The 15,879-nt window shown below is 69.1% G+C and carries 13 protein-coding genes; 8 read left to right on the plus strand and 5 right to left on the minus strand.

Features of this window, described 5'->3' with window-relative positions; translation table 11 throughout:
* Positions 1-13: 13 nt before the first annotated feature.
* From LQ757_RS07385 to LQ757_RS07400, 4 genes are all read left to right on the plus strand, one after another.
* Positions 14-937, plus strand: a complete 924-nt coding sequence (locus LQ757_RS07385; RefSeq protein WP_231046580.1) for a proteasome assembly chaperone family protein — start codon at positions 14-16, stop codon at positions 935-937.
* Between the two features lie 274 nt (positions 938-1,211).
* Positions 1,212-2,576 carry an RNA polymerase sigma factor gene (locus LQ757_RS07390; protein ID WP_231046581.1) on the plus strand — a complete coding sequence of 455 codons (1,365 nt, stop codon included), beginning with the start codon at positions 1,212-1,214 and terminating at the stop codon, positions 2,574-2,576.
* Positions 2,577-2,583: 7 nt separating this feature from the next.
* The gene (locus LQ757_RS07395) at positions 2,584-3,855 is read left to right on the plus strand and encodes a Mur ligase family protein (RefSeq protein WP_231046582.1); all 1,272 of its coding nucleotides are present in this window, start codon (positions 2,584-2,586) and stop codon (positions 3,853-3,855) included.
* A complete protein-coding gene (locus LQ757_RS07400; RefSeq protein ID WP_231046583.1) occupies positions 3,852-4,601 on the plus strand; it encodes a type 1 glutamine amidotransferase in 750 nt (249 codons plus the stop codon). The genes LQ757_RS07395 and LQ757_RS07400 overlap by 4 nt, the downstream gene beginning before the upstream one ends.
* 29 nt (positions 4,602-4,630) lie before the next feature.
* Here LQ757_RS07400 and LQ757_RS07405 read toward each other — a convergent pair whose 3' ends face one another.
* Positions 4,631-5,386 carry an alpha/beta fold hydrolase gene (locus LQ757_RS07405; RefSeq protein ID WP_231046584.1) on the minus strand — a complete coding sequence of 252 codons (756 nt, stop codon included), beginning with the start codon at positions 5,384-5,386 and terminating at the stop codon, positions 4,631-4,633.
* A 150-nt stretch (positions 5,387-5,536) separates the two neighbouring features.
* Positions 5,537-5,773 carry a DUF7455 domain-containing protein gene (locus LQ757_RS07410; RefSeq protein ID WP_231046585.1) on the minus strand — a complete coding sequence of 79 codons (237 nt, stop codon included), beginning with the start codon at positions 5,771-5,773 and terminating at the stop codon, positions 5,537-5,539.
* Between the two features lie 145 nt (positions 5,774-5,918).
* On the opposite strand from LQ757_RS07410, the gene LQ757_RS07415 reads away from it, so the two are divergent.
* A complete protein-coding gene (locus LQ757_RS07415) occupies positions 5,919-7,997 on the plus strand; it encodes a DNA gyrase/topoisomerase IV subunit B (RefSeq protein WP_231046586.1) in 2,079 nt (692 codons plus the stop codon).
* Positions 7,998-8,000: 3 nt separating this feature from the next.
* On the opposite strand, the gene LQ757_RS07420 is transcribed toward LQ757_RS07415, so the two are convergent.
* Both LQ757_RS07420 and LQ757_RS07425 read right to left on the minus strand, forming a co-directional pair.
* Positions 8,001-9,332 carry an FAD-binding oxidoreductase gene (locus tag LQ757_RS07420; RefSeq protein ID WP_231046587.1) on the minus strand — a complete coding sequence of 444 codons (1,332 nt, stop codon included), beginning with the start codon at positions 9,330-9,332 and terminating at the stop codon, positions 8,001-8,003.
* A gap of 136 nt (positions 9,333-9,468) precedes the next feature.
* On the minus strand, positions 9,469-11,946 hold the full coding sequence (locus tag LQ757_RS07425) for a DNA gyrase/topoisomerase IV subunit A (RefSeq protein ID WP_231046588.1): 2,478 nt from the start codon (positions 11,944-11,946) through the stop codon (positions 9,469-9,471).
* 76 nt (positions 11,947-12,022) lie between these two features.
* Here LQ757_RS07425 and LQ757_RS07430 point away from each other — a divergent pair, with 76 nt between their 5' ends.
* The gene (locus tag LQ757_RS07430) at positions 12,023-13,171 is read left to right on the plus strand and encodes an alkaline phosphatase family protein (RefSeq protein WP_231046589.1); all 1,149 of its coding nucleotides are present in this window, start codon (positions 12,023-12,025) and stop codon (positions 13,169-13,171) included.
* Positions 13,172-13,237: 66 nt separating this feature from the next.
* Here the strand turns inward: LQ757_RS07430 and LQ757_RS07435 are convergent, their stop codons facing one another.
* Complete coding sequence (locus LQ757_RS07435) at positions 13,238-13,825, minus strand: DUF3043 domain-containing protein (RefSeq protein WP_231046590.1); 588 nt, start codon at positions 13,823-13,825, stop codon at positions 13,238-13,240.
* A 37-nt stretch (positions 13,826-13,862) separates the two neighbouring features.
* Here LQ757_RS07435 and LQ757_RS07440 point away from each other — a divergent pair, with 37 nt between their 5' ends.
* Together LQ757_RS07440 and erpA are read left to right on the plus strand one after the other, a co-directional pair.
* Positions 13,863-15,311, plus strand: coding sequence for a dipeptidase (locus LQ757_RS07440; protein ID WP_231046591.1), 1,449 nt, complete (start codon positions 13,863-13,865; stop codon positions 15,309-15,311).
* An 81-nt stretch (positions 15,312-15,392) separates the two neighbouring features.
* Complete coding sequence (gene erpA, locus LQ757_RS07445; RefSeq protein WP_231046592.1) at positions 15,393-15,743, plus strand: iron-sulfur cluster insertion protein ErpA; 351 nt, start codon at positions 15,393-15,395, stop codon at positions 15,741-15,743.
* Positions 15,744-15,879: the final 136 nt, after the last annotated feature.

Genomic DNA, 15,879 nt, shown 5'->3' on the forward strand with positions numbered 1-15,879 from the left:
GTAGGCTGGAAACATGCGCGATTCCCGTTCCCTCTATGAGCTGAATCCGGATGTCTCGGTGCCGCCCGGGCTGCCGCTCGTCGCCGGACTCACGGGATTCGCCGACGCCGGCGGTGCTGTTGCGCAGACGACCGAGTACCTCCGCGCGACGCTCGACACGACCGTGGTCGCCACGTTCGACGTCGACGAGCTCCTCGACTATCGGGCTCGGCGCCCGATCATCCTGTTCGAGGGCGACCACCTCACCGAGTACACGCCGCCGCGACTCGCGCTCGACCTCGCCCGCGACGAGCTCGGTCAGCCGTTCCTCCTGCTCACCGGGTTCGAGCCCGACTTCCGTTGGGAGCAGTTCACGTCGGCCGTGCTGGCCCTCGTCGACGAGTTCCAGGTCTCGTCGACGACCTGGATCAACGCGATTCCGATGCCGGTGCCGCATACCCGGCCGATCAGCGTGACGGTGAGCGGCAACCGTCAAGAGCTCATCGAGCAGATGTCGGTGTGGCGGCCGACCACGCAGGTCCCGTCGAACGTCCTGCACCTGCTGGAGTTCCGGCTGCATGAGCTCGGCCAGTCGACCACCGGGTTCGTCCTGCTGATCCCGCACTACCTCAACGATGCCGAGTATCCGTCGGCCGCCGTCGCCGCCCTCGAAGCGATCAGCGCGTCGACCGGCCGCATCTTCCCCACGGACGCGCTGCGCGCACAGGGCCGCGACTTCGTGGCTCGCATCGACGAGCAGGTCGCCGAGAACGGTGAGCTCGCGAAGCTCGTGCACACGCTCGAGGAACGCCACGACGCCTACATGGAGGGCACGACCCTGCGTTCGCCGCTCACCGACGAAGACGGCGAACTGCCGTCGGCCGATGAGATCGCCGCCGAGCTCGAGAAGTTCCTCGCCTTCCGGCGCACACGCGACGACGAGGGGCCGAAGGGCTGATCCGGCGCGGGGGCTGATCCTCTCCGGGAATGGCGATCGCCGTTCCGGCGTTGTCAATACCTGAGGCGACGCGGCGTTCGACGTGCGCTCTCGCGGGGCCCGGGGCTGTATAATAGGGGTCAGGACCCGTTCAGGTTCGCGGGTGCGACCATCATCGCACCGATCTCGCGGACTTGACATGGGTCCTCATAGTGTCCGAAAACGACCGGACCGACCGCATGAGCCGCCGCCCTGAGGGAGCGAACGCCGCGCGACGGTAGGAGAGGTTCAACGAATGGCAACGACGAAGGCGCAGGCGCAGACGGCGAGTGAGGCTGAGAAGCCTGCCGCGAAGCGCCCGACCGCCGCGAAGTCGACCGCCCCGAAGTCGACGGCAGCCAAGGCGCCCACGAAGGCGAAGGCGACGGCGAAGACCACGCCGGCGAAGGAGACCCCCGCAGCGAAGACGCCGCGAACGAGCACGGCGAAGAGCGCGACGAAGCCGCGCACGAAGGCGGGCAAGTCCGGGTCCGGCGACGAGGGCGACGAGGTCGACCCGGCAGAGCTCGAGGAGGTCGTGGTCGACGAGGCCGTGGTCGAGCACGCAGAGGCGGCCGACGACGCGGCATCCGACGATGACCACACCAAGCCCATCCCGGTCGAGCCGCACCCGACCGGCGCGCTCGTGCTGCGAGCGGTCGACGACGAAGACGAGGTGCCGGTCTACTCGGCGGCGATCACCGGCGCCACCGCCGACCCGGTCAAGGACTACCTGAAGCAGATCGGCAAGGTCGCGTTGCTGAACGCGGCCGAAGAGGTCGAGCTCGCCATGCGCATCGAGGCCGGGCTCTTCGCCGAGGAGAAGCTGTCGGCGATGTCCGACACCGAGAAGCGCTCACAGCTCGGTCGTGAGCTGCAGTGGGTCGCGAAAGACGGCCAGCGTGCCAAGAGCCACCTGCTCGGCGCGAACCTGCGTCTCGTGGTCTCGCTTGCGAAGCGTTACACGGGTCGCGGCATGCAGTTCCTCGACCTCATCCAAGAGGGCAACCTCGGACTCATCCGCGCGGTCGAGAAGTTCGACTACACCAAGGGCTTCAAGTTCTCGACGTACGCGACGTGGTGGATCCGCCAGGCGATCACCCGCGCCATGGCCGACCAGGCCCGCACCATCCGCATCCCGGTGCACATGGTCGAGGTCATCAACAAGCTCGCCCGGGTGCAGCGCCAGATGCTGCAAGACCTGGGTCGCGAGCCCACGCCCGAAGAACTCAGCCGCGAGCTCGACATGACCCCCGAGAAGGTCATCGAGGTGCAGAAGTACGGGCGCGAGCCCATCTCGTTGCACACGCCGCTCGGCGAAGACGGCGACAGCGAGTTCGGCGACCTGATCGAAGACACCGAGGCGGTCGTCCCGGCCGACGCGGTGGGCTTCACGATGCTGCAGAAGCAGCTCGAGTCGCTCCTCGACTCGCTGAGCGAGCGCGAGGCGGGCGTCATCCGCATGCGGTTCGGGCTCGGTGACGGCATGCCGAAGACGCTCGACCAGATCGGCGACACGTTCGGCGTGACGCGCGAGCGCATCCGCCAGATCGAGTCGAAGACGATGGCGAAGCTCCGCCACCCGTCGCGCTCGCAGTCGCTCCGCGACTACCTCGAGTAGGCCGCCGGTGCGCGCTGGTTTCCTGCGTTATGGGCCGGCGATCCTCGTCGGCAGACTCGTGAGATTCGCCGCCCGGCTGCGCAAGCCGGGCGGCGGATCCGCGATGCCCGGGCTCATCGTCAACAACGTGGCACCCGGGTACCTCAAGCGCACCCTGTCGGGTTTCCCGCAGGGTCTCGTGGTGGTGTCGGGATCGAGCGGCAAGTCGACGACCACGAAGATGCTGGTCGCCGTTCTGCGTGCCCACGGCATCGACGTGTTCACCAACCCGTCGACGGCGAACATCAGCCAGGGCCTCACCTCGGCGCTCCTCGAACGCGCCGACTGGCTGGGGCGCGTGCCCGGCGACGTCGCCGTCCTCGAGATGGACGAAGGACACGGTGCCCTCGTCATGCAGGGCGTCGATGCTCGAGTCGTCGCACTCACGAATGTGATGGTCGACCAGATCGACCGGTTCCACGACTCCGACATGGTCGCGGGAATGCTCGCGCGCATCGCCGTGCAAGCCCACGAGTCCGTCGTCGTGAACGCCGACGACGCGTACCTCGAACGCCTCGCCGTGCAACTGCGATCGGATGTCGCGGTGCACCGTTTCGGCGTCTCGCAGGACGTGCTCGACGCCTCGCCGCGAGGCCTCGGCTACACCGAGACGTCGCCCGAGCGCCTCGCCGTCGGCACCGGCGTTCGCGTGACCTCGGTCGACGGCGCCGAGGCGGTGCTCGACGACGGCGGGACATCCGTCTCGATCGGTCTGCCGGCGCGCGGAACCCACTACGCCGTCGATGCCGCTGCCGCGTACTCGACCGCCCGAGCCGTGCTGGGGGAGCGCTTCTCATCGACGACCGCCGCGCGCGCACTCAGCGAGATTCCGGCGGTGTTCGGGCGCGGCGAGCGGGTGGCCGTGCGGGGTCAGGACGTCGAGTTCGTGCTCGTGCAGAATCCCGCGAGCTATCAGCTCAACGTCGATTCGATCGCGCCCGGCACCGAGCAGATCCTCTTCGCGATCGGCTCCGACGTGCGCGATCCGTCGTACTTCTGGCCCACCGATGCCTCGTCGCTCGGGCGTGTCTCGATCGTCAGCGGTTCGAAGGCCGCCGAGGCGGCGCTCATGCTCGCGTACGACGGCGTCGAGATCGATCGCGTCGAACCCGACCTCGGCCGTGCACTCGACGATTTCCTCGCAGCGCCCGCGCCCGCGTCTGGCGTGAAGACCATCGTGTTCTCCGCCGACTCGATGCGACGCACTCGAGCGCACCTCGGACTCACAGGAGCGGAATGACCCTCACCATCGTCTCGCTGCTGCCCAGCCTGCAGAACACCAACGGCGACGCCGAGAACGCCGCGGTGCTCGCGGCCCGTGCCCGATGGGCCGGCCTCGACGCCGTGGTCCTCCCCGTCGAGCGTCGCGGCGACCTCCCCGCCCGGGTCGATGCCATCGTGCTCGGGTCCGGTGACGACTCGTCGCTCGAAGCGGCGCGCGCCGCGCTCGGCGAGTTCCACGATGACCTTCGCACGTGGGGCACCGAGGGCGTACCGATCCTGGCGGTCGGCACCGGCTGGGAGCTCCTCAGCTGGGGCGTCGAACTGCGCGGAGAGCGTGTCGTCGAGGGGCTCGGCATCCTCCCCGGCCGGGCGGTGCCCCGCCCTTCGCGGATGACGGGCGATCTCGTGGTCGCCTCGTCGAAGTTCGGCACCCTCGTCGGGTTCGAGAACCACGCACGCGACTACGTCGGCGCCGAGGGCTCGCCGCTCGGTCGCGTTCGGGCCGGCAGCGGCAACGGCCGTGACTCCGGGCAGGAGGGCGTCGTCATGGGGTCGGTCATCGGCACGCACCTCCACGGGCCGGTGCTCGCGAAGAATCCCGCGTTCGCCGATGCGCTGCTCGGCATCACGGCTGAGCGCGCCGGTCTCTCGTACGTGCCCGGAGAGCGCGCAGCGGTCGTCGACGGGTATTCCCATGCTGCGCGCGAGGCACAGCTCGCCGCGGCTCGCGTCGCGGCATCCGCCCCCGATCCGCTCGGCTGATCGCAGCGGAGCGCAGGCGTCGATCGATCTCAGCTCGCCGGCTCACCCAGGAACTCGATCAGCAACGGGCCGAGCCGCTCGGGATCCTCGATGCTCGGCAGATGTCCGGCCCAGTCGAGTTCCCGGTGCACGGCACCTTCGATGCGCTCGCTCAGGAACACGGCAGTCCTTCGCATGCCTTCGAGGTCGTGCGCACCCGAGACGACCAAAGTCGGAGCGATCACCTCGCCCAGATGGAAGTCGCCGCGGTCCGCGGCGACGTCCGATGCGGCGAGCTGGATGTCGAACGCGCGACGCTGCATCCGCGCCACGGATTCCCGGACCGAATCATCGGCCGCAGGCCCGACCCACGTGCGCACGTTCAGGTCCACCGCGCCCTCGACGTCGCCCGCCTCGAGCAGTGCATCCTCTTCGGCGCCGAACGCCTTCAGGTCGTCGGTGGGCTCGAGCAGCCGGGTCGCCGGGCACAGCAGGAGGAGGCGGGTCACGCGCGCCGGCCAGCGCGACGCGAACTCCTGCGCGACGCGCCCGCCGAACGACGATCCGACGAACGCGGCGCGTTCGATGCCGAGCCGATCGAGGAGATCCCGGATGTCGCGGGCCTCGTCGTACGCCGATGTCGGTGCCGACGTCTCGCCGAATCCGCGGAAGTCGGGCCGGACGACCCGGAACCCCGCGTCGACGAGAAGATCCCATTGGGGGTCCCACATCCTGCGGTCGCAGACGGAGGAGTGGAGCAGTATCACGCACGGCCCGTCGCCGGCGATGTCATGTGCGAGCGTCATCGTCAGCAGCGTAGGGGCGGCGGGCTGTGCGCCGCAAAACGGGCGCAGGCGTAGTCGTCGGGCTCGGCTCGACGAGCACCCCTCGGGATTCCCGGGAACGACGAACGCCCCGGGAATCCCGGGGCGTTCGGTCGATGGGTGATGAGGTCGTCAGTCGCGACCGTCGGAGAGCAGTCGGCTCGACTCGTCGTGCCAGCTGTGCGCGATCTGCGAGAGCTTCTCCTGGTGCTTGCGACCGTGGTGGGCGCAGAACAGCAGTTCGCCGCTCGCGACGACCACACGGATGTAGGCCTGCGCTCCGCAGGCGTCGCACCGGTCGAGGGCAGTGAGCTCGTAAGGGGTCTCGAGTTCATCGACCGCACCGGGCGTCTCGGTGTACTGGGTCATGGGCTCCTCCTTCGTGCTCAACTCGACGTTCCGTTCATCAATGTAAACACGGACCTGAACCGAGACCTTCCTGCGGGCCGGGCATTTCGCTCAGCGCGTAGCGCCTGCGCGGCAGTGTCGGCCGCGCGAACTAGGCTTGACCGACGTGAGCTCCGACTATTCCGCCCGCCATCTCTCCGTGCTCGAGGGCCTCGAGGCCGTGCGCAAGCGACCCGGCATGTACATCGGCTCGACCGACTCTCGCGGGCTCATGCACTGCCTCTGGGAGATCATCGACAATTCGGTCGACGAGGCACTCGCCGGCCACGGCAGCGAGATCGGCGTGATGCTCCACCCCGACGGCAGCGTCGAAGTGCGCGACCGGGCACGTGGCATCCCCGTCGACGTCGAGCCGAAGACCGGGCTCTCCGGCGTCGAGGTCGTGTTCACGAAACTGCACGCGGGCGGCAAGTTCGGCTCGGGCTCGTATGCGGCCTCCGGCGGGCTGCACGGTGTCGGGGCGTCCGTCGTCAACGCGCTCTCCGAGCGTCTCGACGTCGAAGTCGACCGCGACGGCAAGACGTGGGCGATGTCGTTCCACCGTGGCGAACCGGGGGTGTTCGCCGACGCCGGTGCGCCGTCGCCCGACGCGCCGTTCACGCCGTTCGAGGAGCGCAGCGAACTGCGCGCCATCGGGAAGGTGGCGAAGGGGGTCACCGGCACCCGCATCCGGTACTGGGCCGATCGCCAGATCTTCACCAAGGGCGCCGAGTTCCAGACCGACGAGCTGCTGGGCCGCGCGCGACAGACCGCGTTCCTCGTGCCCGGGCTCGCGATCGACGTCACCGACGAGCGCGGCCCGGTGCCGCATACGACGTCGTTCCAGTTCGACGGCGGCATCTCCGAGTTCGCAGAGCATCTCGCCACCGACGCGCCGATCACCGATATCTGGCGGCTCACCGGAACGGGCACGTTCACCGAGACGGTGCCGGTGCTCACTGAGGGCGGCGCCATGGTGCCGACCGAGCTGTCGCGCGATTGCCAGGTCGACATCGCGTTGCGGTGGGGTACCGGCTACGACACGATCGTGCGCTCGTTCGTGAACATCATCGCCACCCCCAAGGGCGGCACGCACCAGGCGGGGTTCGACCAAGGGCTGCTGAAGTTCCTGCGCCAGCAGGTCGAGCAGAACTCACGCCGGTTGAAGGCCGGCAACGACAAGCTCGAGAAGGACGACGTGCTCGCAGGGCTCACGGCGGTGATCACGGTGCGGCTTCCCGAGCCGCAATTCGAAGGCCAGACCAAAGAGGTGCTGGGCACCCCGGCCGTGCGCAACATCGTGTCGAACGTGCTCACCAAAGAACTCGGCGCGCGGTTCAGTTCGACGAAGCGCGACGACAAGGCGCAGTCGTCGCTGCTGCTCGACAAGGTCGTCGCCGAGATGAAGTCCCGCATCTCCGCGCGTGCGCACAAAGAGACGCAACGACGAAAGAACGCGCTCGAGAGCTCATCGCTGCCCGCCAAGCTCGTCGACTGCCGGTCGAGCGACGTCGCCCATAGCGAGCTCTTCATCGTCGAGGGCGATTCCGCGCTCGGCACTGCGAAGCTCGCTCGTGACAGCGAGCACCAGGCACTGCTTCCGATTCGCGGCAAGATCCTCAACGTGCAGAAGGCGAGTGTTGCCGACATGCTCGGCAACGCCGAGTGCGCCTCCATCATCCAGGTCATCGGAGCGGGCTCGGGCCGCAGCTTCGACATCGCGCAGGCTCGCTACGGCAAGGTCATCCTCATGGCCGACGCCGATGTCGACGGTGCCCACATCCGCACCCTGCTGCTCACGCTCTTCTTCCGCTACATGCGTCCGATGATCGAGGAGGGCAGGGTGTTCGCTGCGGTGCCGCCCCTGCACCGCGTGGTCGTGATGAACCCCGGATCCAAGCCGAACGAGACGATCTACACGTACTCCGAGGCCGAGCTCCACGGCGTGCTCACCGCGCTCGATCGACAGAAGAAGCGCTATCAGGACCCGATCCAGCGGTACAAGGGCCTCGGTGAGATGGACGCCGACCAGCTCGCGACGACGACGATGGATCGCCGCCAGCGCACGCTTCGTCGCGTCGGCATCGGCGATGCCGAAGGTGCCGGACGGGTGTTCGAGTTGCTGATGGGCAACGAGGTGGCACCGCGCAAGGAGTTCATCATCGAAAGCTCCGACACCCTCGAACGCGACCGTATCGACGCCTGACCGTCAGCCGGCCGACGGTCGGATGTTCTGGTTGAGGTGGAACACGTTGCCCGGATCGTAGACCGCCTTGACGGCGGCCAGCCGCGCGAGCTTGGCGTCGGAATAGGCGCGGCGAACCCCGGCGACGCCTTCATCGGCGAGGGTGTTCACGTAGACGCCGCTCGCGTATCGTTCCAGGCCGGCCGCGTAGCGTCGTGCGGCCGACACGCGCCGATCGTCCTCCGCGGCATCCTGCCAGCGCGACGCGGCGACGAACTCGAACGCGGTGTCGCGGCCCGAGAACGCCGTCTCCTCATCGGCGACGTCCGCGATCGCGCCGCCGTACGCCTGCAGGCTCACGTTCGGCAGGTCTTCGGCGTCGCGCGCGAGCAGCGCGTCGATGGCGCCATCGGCCAGCTCGCTGAAGTAGTGCCCCTTCCAGTATCTCCGCCACGCGTGTGCCTCGATGTCGTCCTCGCGGCGCTGCAGGCCCAGGTACGACCAACTCTCGATGACGCGCGCCTGGGGTTCGGCGATCTCGGCCAGGCCATCGCCAAGTGCCGCGATCCGAGCGTTGCCGTCGCTCGGATCGCCGACCCAGACGAGGCCGAGTGCCACGGTCGCATCCGCGATGGTCGCCGTGTAGGTCGCCTCGCGCGGTGCGGTGCCGTTCAGATCCCGCCACCGGCGCATCGCATCGTGAGCGGCGGCGACCGGATAGTGGAACTCGGCGGAGATCGCGAGGCCTGGCTCGGGGTGGAGGGCGAACTCGAACTCGGTCACGACGCCGAAGTTCCCGCCGCCGCCGCGGAGCGCCCAGAACAGGTCGGTGTGCGAGTCGGCGCTCGCGCGCAGGGTGTCGCCGGCCGCCGTCACGACTTCGAACGAGATGACGTTGTCGCATGCGAGACCGCGCCTGCGGGCGAGCCAGCCCATGCCGCCGCCGAGGGTCAGACCTCCGACGCCAGTGTGCGACACGTTGCCTGCGGTCGTCGCGAGGCCATGGGCCTGGGCCGCGTCGTCGAGCGCGCCGAGCAGAGCCCCGCCCTGCACTCGTGCGCGACGTGTGTGCGGGTCGACTGACACCTCGCCCATCGGACGGAGATCGATCATGAGCCCGCCGTCGGGCACGGCGTGCCCGACGATGCCGTGGCCCCCGCATCGGATGCCGACCTCGAGGCCGTGATCGGTCGCGAAGCCCACGGCCGCGACGACATCGGCGGTTCCGGAGCATCGCACGATGTACCGAGGTCGTCGGTCGATCATCGCGTTCCAGACCGACCGTGCCGAATCGTAATCGTCATCGCCCGGTTCCAGCACTCGCCCGAGGACCGCCTCCTGCAGACCCGTCGTCATCGACCGCTCTCCCTCCGTCGCGCCGGCTCGGAGGGGTGCGTGTGGACCCATCGTCCGGCCACCGCCGAATATGCCGGTCGATCGCGTCGGCGTCAAGGAGAGAACGCTCGGCAGCGAGCGGGCCGCGCCCGTTCGGTCAGCAGATCTGCGCGCCGACCGCAGTGATCACCGCGTCGAGCGCCTGACCCGACGCGTCGCGCTTCGCACCGACGTCGGGCAGCTGCCGAGCCGAGCCGTCGCTGCCGACCGCGAGTGCGGGGGAGCGTCCGACCCACGCCAGGTGCAGCGCGTCTTCGCCCTTCAGGAATCGCTGGGCGCGCACACCGCCAGTAGCGCGGCCCTTCGCCGGGAACTCCGCGAACTCGCTGACCTTCGCGCTGCCGGGGTCGGTGCCGAGCAGGGTGTCGCTGCTCGCAGCGATCGTGACGACGACGGCGTCGCCCGCATCGTCGCGCGCCACGCTCGTGAAGTGGATGACGTGCGCACCGCTGCCGAGATTGAGACCGGCCATGCCACCGGCCGGACAGCCCTGCGGACGCACCGCTGCGGCGGGGAATCGCAGCAACTGCGCATCGGATGCCACGAACACGAGCTCGTCGCTCTCGTCGCCCTGAACGGCGCCGACGACCTCATCGCCGGCCTTCAAGCCGATGACCTCGAATTCGGGCTTGTTCGGGTACGCACCGGTGGAGACGCGCTTGACGACGCCGTGCTTGGTGCCGAGCACGATGGACCGGTGACTCGTGAGCGAGACGAGCGCGAGCACCTTCTCGTCGCGGTTGGGAAGCGCGAGGTAGTCGCCGACGCGCACGCCGGCGCCGAGCTGCACCGAGGTGGGCGGAAGCATCGGCAGGTCGACGGGAGTGAACCTGATGAGTCGCCCGAGGCTCGTCACCGCTCCGATCTCTGCCCGGCTCGTCGTGTCGAGCGCCGACCGGATGGCGTCGTGCTTGCTGCGGCGTGCGGGCGGCGTGATGCTCGGTGCGCCTTCGGGCCCGTCGGGAAGGTCGACCCGCGCGATGCGGCCGGTCACCGAGAGGAACACGCGGCACGGGACATCCGCCACTTCGAGCGCTGCGGCTGCCGCCCGTTTGGCCGCGGCACCGGCGACCGAAGGACGAGCATCGGTCAAGAGGGTGCGGCGCGGCGTGCCGTATCGCTCGGCGACCTCGGCGAGCTCGTCGGAGACGAGCGCTTCGATGCGATGACGACTGGCCAGCAGCGCCTCGAGCTCATCGATCTCGGCGCGCAGCCTGTCGCGTTCGGCCTCGAGCTCGAGGCGCGAGAACTTCGTGAGCCGGCGCAGCTGCAGCTCGAGGATGTACTCCGCCTGCACCTGACTGAGGTCGAACACCTCCATGAGCCGCGAGCGTGCCGCCGCGGTGTCGTCGCTCGACCGGATGAGCTGGATGACCTCATCGATGTCGAGGATGGCGATGAGCAGGCCCTCGACGAGGTGCAGGCGCTCTTTGCGCCGGGCCAGCCGGTATTGCGACCGGCGTGTGACGACGGCGATGCGGTGGGCGACATAGACCTGCAGCAGTTCACGCAGCCCCAGGGTCTGCGGACCGCCGTCGACGAGTGCGACGTTGTTGATGTTGAAGGAGTCCTCGAGCGGGGTCAGCCGGTAGAGCTGCTCGAGCACGGCGTCGGGGCTGAAGCCGGTCTTGATGCCGATGACGAGACGGAGCCCGTTGGTTCGGTCGGTCAGGTCGGTGACGTCGGAGATGCCGCTGATCTTCTTGGCGTTCACCCCGTCTTTGATCTTCTCGATGACCTTCTCGGGGCCGACGAGGTAGGGCAGCTCGGTGACGACGAGCCCCGTCTTGCGGGCCGTGATGCTCTCGACGCGCACCTTGGCGCGCGTCTTGAACGACCCGCGGCCGGTGGCGTAGGCGTCCTTGATGCCGGCGAGCCCGACGATCGTGCCACCGGTGGGCAGGTCTGGCCCGGGCACGAACTCCATGAGCTCGTCGAGCGTCGCGTTCGGGTGGGCGATGAGGTGCCGTGCGGCGCCGACGACCTCGATGAGGTTGTGCGGCGCCATGTTCGTCGCCATGCCGACCGCGATGCCGCTCGCGCCGTTCACGAGCAGGTTCGGGTAGGCGGCGGGAAGCACCTCGGGCTGGGTCAGCTGGTTGTCGTAATTCGGCACGAAGTCGACGACGTCTTCGTCGAGGCCTTCGGTCATCGCCAATGCCGACGAGGCCAGTCGCGCCTCGGTGTACCGCGGGGCGGCCGGCCCGTCGTCGAGCGAGCCGAAATTGCCGTGCCCGTCGATGAGCGGCACCCGCAGGGTGAACGCCTGTGCCATGCGCACGAGCGCGTCGTAGATCGCCGTGTCGCCGTGCGGGTGCAGCTTGCCCATGACCTCGCCGACGACGCGCGCCGACTTCACGTGCCCGCGGTCGGGCCGCAGGCCCATCTCGGTCATCTGGTACAGGATGCGCCGCTGCACGGGCTTGAGGCCGTCGCGAGCATCGGGCAGCGCCCGCGAGTAGATGACCGAGTAGGCGTACTCGAGGAACGAGCCCTGCATCTCGGTGGCGACGTCGACGTCTTCGATGCGTTCGACGATCGGTTCGTCGGCGGGCGGGTTCTTGGCTCGGGTCATCCGTGTTCTCTGCTGCGGGGCGTGCGGCGCACGCGGTGGAACGGGGGCGCGCCCGGCCTATGCCAGACTGGGCGCGATGTCTGCCATGCTACCGGTGCCCGCCGACAGCGCCGGGCGGCTTGCCGCGGTGCTCGACAGTTCGCTGGCAAGCATCGCCGACGAGTCGAACCCGCTCTCGCTGCCGCAGGCGCGCAGCTCCGTGGTCGTGCTCGCCGACGGCCTCGGTGCGGCCAACATCCAGCAGCGCGCGGGGCACGCTCGCTACCTCGCGACGCGGCTCGCCAAGCGCGACGTCATCCGCACCGTATTCCCGTCGACGACGGCGGCCGCACTCGCGAGCCTCACCACGGGTCGCATGCCGGGGGAGCACGGGCTCGTGGGCTATCGCGTGCTCGACGCCGCCGGCGACCGCCTCGTGAACCAGCTGAACGGCTGGGACGACCGCATGAGACCCGAATCGTGGCAGCGGCTGCCGACGCTCTTCGAACGGGCGGGCGAGCGCGGCATCGCCACGTTCGCCGTCGGAGCTCCGCGCTATGCCGACTCGGGATTCACGCGCGCGGTGCTGCGCGGCGCCGAGTACCGCTCAGGCGCCACCATCGCCGACCGCTTCGCGGAGGCGCTCAGGGTGCTGCAGTCGGAAGGTCCCGCGCTCGTCTACCTCTACGTGCCCGAACTCGACCAGGCGGCTCACGCGCACGGCTGGCAGTCCGATCGATGGCTCGGCTTCCTCGAACAGCTCGACGCCGAGATCGCAGCATTCGATGAGCGGATGCCTCGTGGCACGGGCCTGCTCGTGACCGCCGACCACGGGGTCATCGACGTGCCGGCGCACCGACACCGATTCATCGACGCTCAACCCGGGCTCGTCGACGGCGTGCGCCACGTCGGCGGCGAGCCGCGATGCCTGTCCCTCTATCTCGAGCCCGGTCTCGACTCGGCCGAACGGGCCGACCTCGTCGACCGGTGGCGTACCGCCGAGGGTGAGCGCGCGTGGGTGCTCACCCGCGACGAGGCGATCGCGGCCGGACTCTACGGCCCGGTCGACGTCGAGGTGCGTTCCCGCATCGGCGACGTGATCGTGGCGGCACGGGCGGGCGTCGCCTACTACGACCGTCGCGAGCCGAATCGGCAGGCCGAGTCGATGATCGGACAGCACGGATCACTGAGCGACGACGAGACCCGCGTGCCGCTCATCCGTGCGGGGGCGTACGCGCGAACGTGAATCGCCGGGCGCGACATCCGGTGGACGGTTCGATCCGACAGCGCCGTCGATCAGGAGCGCCGTCGATCAGGAGGGGTACTGCCCGCGCTTCACCTGGGGCTTCGGCAGGCGCAGCGGGCGCAGCTGCAGTGCACGCATCGCGGCGTACCAGCGCACCCGCTCGACCTTGTCGGCTCCGAACTTCGCCGCGAGCTTCTTCTTGAGGAGGAAGCCGAGGATGACGACGTCGACGACGGCGATCGCGAAGAACGCCCAGAGCGCGAGGATGCCCGCGTACTGCACCTCGGGCGACGGGATGAAGGTGAGGACGATGACCGCGAACATGACGGGGATCAGGACCTCGCCGACGCTGAAGCGGGCGTCGACGTAGTCGCGCACGTACTTCTTCTGCGGACCGCGGTCGCGCATGGGAAGGTAGCGCTCGTCGCCCATGGCCATGCCGACGCGGGCCTTCTCGCGGGACTCGGCGGCCTTGGCACGAGCCTGCTTCGCCGCCTCCTTGCGGTCGTTCGGCACGAGCGGACGCTTGCGAGCGGCCTCCTGCGCTGCGCGGCTGGGGGTGGGAGCACCCTTGGTGCCGTTCTTCAGGCGGGCCTGGGTCTCTTCGAGCGACTCGGCGCTCGGTTGTTCTGTGCTGTCGGGTTGCTTCGCCACGGGATTCCTCGAATCGGTTCCCTTTAAGATTACCGGCATGACCGACCCCCTCCTCACCGAACCCCGATCCGACGAAGCGAACCAGCGGATCGAGGCGTTCCGCACCGCCGTCGAGGCCGGATTCCCCGTGACCATCGCCGACCTCGCCCACCTCGTGAAGATCCCGTCCGTGTCATGGCCGGCGTTCGACCCGGCGAACGTGGCGCGCTCTGCCGACGCCGTCGCAGAACTGGTGCGCGGGCTCGGCGTCTTCGATCTCGTCGACGTGCGCCGTGCGCCCGTCTCGGGCAGCGAAGGACGAGCGGATGACCCGGAGCTGGGGCTTCCCGCGGTCGTCGCGCACCGCCCAGCACGCAACGGACGCCCCACCGTGCTGCTGTACGCGCACCACGACGTGCAGCCGCCCGGACGCGAGGAGGACTGGGATTCGGCGCCGTTCGAGCCGACCCAGCGTGGCGACCGGCTCTACGGGCGCGGCGCGGCCGACGACAAGGCCGGCATCATGGCGCACGTCGGCGCCATCCGAGCCCTGACCGAAGTGCTCGGCGCCGACTTCGACCTCGGCATCTCGCTGTTCATCGAAGGCGAGGAGGAGTACCTGTCGCAGTCGTTCGCGAACTTCCTGCACGAGAACCGGGAGCTCCTGGCGGCTGACGCGATCATCGTCGCCGACTCGTCGAACTGGGATCTCGAGACACCGGCGATCACCGTGGCACTCCGTGGCGCCGTGGCCTTCAACCTGCGCATCGACACGCTCTCGCATGCCTCGCACTCGGGGATGTTCGGGGGAGCGGTGCCCGATGCGATGCTCGCGACCATCCGGCTGCTCGATTCGCTGTGGAACGACGACGGCTCGGTCGCCGTCGAGGGACTCACCGCAGCGAGCCTCGAGACGCCCGCGTACGAGGAGGCGCAGTTGCGCGCCGAGGCCGGGCTGCTCGACGGGGTCTCGCCCATCGGGCACGGTTCGATCCTCTCGCGAATCTGGGCGCAACCCGCCATCACGATCACCGGCATCGACGCGCCCGACATCGCGAACGCCTCGAACACGCTGATCCCGGGCACGCGAGTGCGGGTCAGTGCGCGGATCGCACCCGGGCAGGACGCAGGGGAGGCCTTCGCCGCGATCCGGGCGCATCTCGAGGCGAACGCGCCGTTCGGCGCACGCCTCACGTTCGAGGACGTCGACACGGGTCAGCCGTTCCTCGTCGACACGAGCGGCTGGGCGGTCGCCGAGACCCGAGCTGCCATGACCGATGCCTGGGGCAAGGCCCCCATCGACATGGGCATCGGCGGGTCGATCCCGTTCATCGCCGAACTCGTCGACGAGTTCCCCGACGCACAGATCCTCGTCACCGGGGTCGAGGACCCCGAATCGCGCGCGCACAGCCCCAACGAGTCGCTGCACCTCGGTGTCTTCAAGCGCGCGCTGCTCGCCGAGGCGCTGTTCCTCGCGCGGCTCGACGCGCGGGTATCGGATTCCTGAGCGCGAGCCGGGCGCGCGCACGGATTCGGCGGTTACCATGGATACAGCGATTCCCGCGTTCCTGACGCACCGAGGAGAGACATGAGCGACACGATCACCGAGACCACGCACGGCGTGAAGCTGAGCGACCCCGCCGCCGACAAGGTGCGCAGCCTCCTCGAGCAAGAGGGCCGCGACGACCTGCGTCTGCGGGTCGCCGTCCAGCCCGGTGGTTGCTCGGGGCTGATCTACCAGCTCTACTTCGACGAGCGCCTGCTCGACGGCGATGCCGTCGTCGACTACTCGGGTGTCGAGGTCGTCGTCGACAAGATGAGCGTTCCCTACCTCGACGGGGCGTCCATCGACTTCGAGGACACCATCCAGAAGCAGGGCTTCACGATCGACAACCCCAACGCGCAGGGCAGCTGCGCATGTGGCGACTCGTTCCACTGAGCCATACACCACTACTCCGAAGGGAGGCCGCGAATCGCGGCCTCCCTTCGTCGTTTCCGCCGTCAAGGCGCACTTCCGCCGACCGCCACGCCCGACATGGTCGCCCGGTGCACACCACGGGGGCCGAGGCGGAGTA

Origin of the sequence: Agromyces cavernae, assembly GCF_021044935.1 — a bacterium.
GTDB lineage: Bacteria > Actinomycetota > Actinomycetes > Actinomycetales > Microbacteriaceae > Agromyces > Agromyces cavernae.